At 70.2% G+C, this 1948-nt stretch carries 1 protein-coding gene and 1 pseudogene; one reads left to right on the top strand and one right to left on the bottom strand.

The features are described from left to right. A partial coding sequence (locus AC27KI_RS23695; protein ID WP_487116175.1) for a gamma-glutamyl-gamma-aminobutyrate hydrolase family protein occupies positions 1-1740 on the top strand: 1740 nt, incomplete at its 5' end. Between the two features lie 18 nt (positions 1741-1758). On the opposite strand, the pseudogene AC27KI_RS23690 reads toward AC27KI_RS23695, so the two are convergent. Continuing rightward, positions 1759-1948: pseudogene (locus AC27KI_RS23690) on the bottom strand (hypothetical protein); the annotation flags it as partial.

The following is a 1948-nucleotide window of genomic DNA, read 5'->3' as shown; positions in this document are numbered from 1 at the left end:
GTGGGCGCGGCGGACACCGCCTTGCTGCACCGGCTCCTGCAGGCCGTGGCCGATGCACCGCCGGGCGCCTTGGATGCGGCCGGCCGCAGCAAGCCGTCGCTCGCGGCCGCATTGGCCGCCGCGGGCCATTCCCACGTGTTGGAAGGCGTGCAGTGGGCCGAGGGTGATCCGGCCCTGCGGGGGTGGGATCTCTCGGGCGTGGATTTCAAGCGCTGCCAGTTCGATGCCAGCTCCCTGGCCGACACGCACATCGAAGGCAGCCGGTTCGGAAGCTGCCGGTTCGAAAGCGTGTCATTGGCGGGCGCCTCGCTGCGCAACACCGCTTTCAAGCGCTGCGAATTCAAGGAGACGATGTTCCTGCACGCGGAACTGAGCGGCGTTCGCTTCGAAGACAGCGAGCTGCACCTCTGCAGTTTCGAGGATGCGCAACTGACGGGCGATTGCGTGTTCACGGGCGTGAAGATGCCCGGCACGCACTTTCTCAGCACCTCGGTGGCCGAGGGGACGCGGATCGAAGCGTCCGCCACCCAAGGACCGTCCGTCCTGACCGACACCTTGTTCCTGGGCACGAAGGGGCGCTTCACCATCGACGCGGTGTCCGACGCGACCGTCGGCCTTACCCGGCCCACCACGGCCACGCTGGTCTCCCATGACTCGCGGGGCATCACCGTCCCGCGCGTGGTTGCCAAGCTCGAGGCGGTGGCGGGCACCTTGCCTCTGCGGGTCGAGATGCGGGCCGCCTCGCTGCAGGCGAAGGCGGTGGATGCGGAGGTCGAGGCGCACCTCGAACATCTGGCCTCGCAGCCGGGCAGCGACCAATCCTTGCCGCAGCGCCTCGTGATCGATGCCCTGGCGAATCCCGAAGCCCTGCCGAAGATCGCGCAGATCCTGGCCAAGGCCGAGATCCTGGCCCGGCACGTGGACTCCGTCGTGCTGCCTGGCGGCGAAGATCTTTCGCCCCGCCTGTACAACCAGCAGGCAGAGCCGCAGACGGACTGGAAGGGCGACTACCGCCGGTCCGTGCTCGAAATGGGTCTGCTGCACCAGTGCTTTCACCGCGGCGTGCCCTTGATGGCGATCTGCCGGGGCTTTCAGATGACCAATGTATTTTTCGGCGCGGCGCTGCAGCAGCACGTGGGGCACCAGGTCGGCGTCCGCACGCTCGGCAACGACCAGGGCGAAGAAGCCGGGCAGGCGCGGGCCACCGAGGTCGCGGAGAACGGCGTCGGCGTCTTCGGCACAGCGCTGCAAGGCATCCGCGCGGCCGTCTATCACCACCAGGCCGTGATCGACCCACCGGAGGGCCGGCCGCACCTGAGCACCTCGCTGCGCCGGACCATTCCCTCGGAAGGGGGCGAGACCGCCTGGCGGGCCATCATGGCGGTCGAATCGTCCCAGCCGCGCGCGCCGCTGATCGGCTTGCAGTTCCACCCCGAGTTCTTCGACGGATCGACGGCCCGGGGCGGCGAGGCCCGGCCGCTGTCCAACACGGAACTGGAGCAACTGGGGGCGGGCTATACGCGGCCTGGAGCGCAGACGTCGGGCTTGCAGAACCCGGCCGACCTGATCGCCAGCGGCATCCTGGACCACATGTCGCCTGGCAACGATGCGCTGTGGAAGATCCTGTCGGACGCGGCGACCGCGCACCGCCACAAGGCCGCCATCACGGCCGAGGCGCTGGCGGAGGGGCGTGCGAAGCTGCGGCCCGTGGAGCCGGCAGCAGAGCCGGCCATTGGCTGACGCGCTGCGCCAGCGCACTCACCTGCCGGCTTCGCCCGGCGCGCGCCGGCGCTCCAGCAACCCGATGGCCACGAAGCCGCACAGCACGGCGAACCACAGCGTGGCCACGCGGATGCCCACGGCCGCCAGCGTGGCCAGGCCCAGCGGCACGGCGTGCAGCCGCCAGCAGGGCGACCCAGGGTGGCCTCGGTGGTGCCGGATGCCGGCC

Source organism: Acidovorax sp. KPB24-03 (assembly GCF_057546605.1).
The sequence above is the reverse complement of the archived record's forward strand: the minus strand, read 5'-3'. Positions and strand labels throughout refer to the sequence as shown.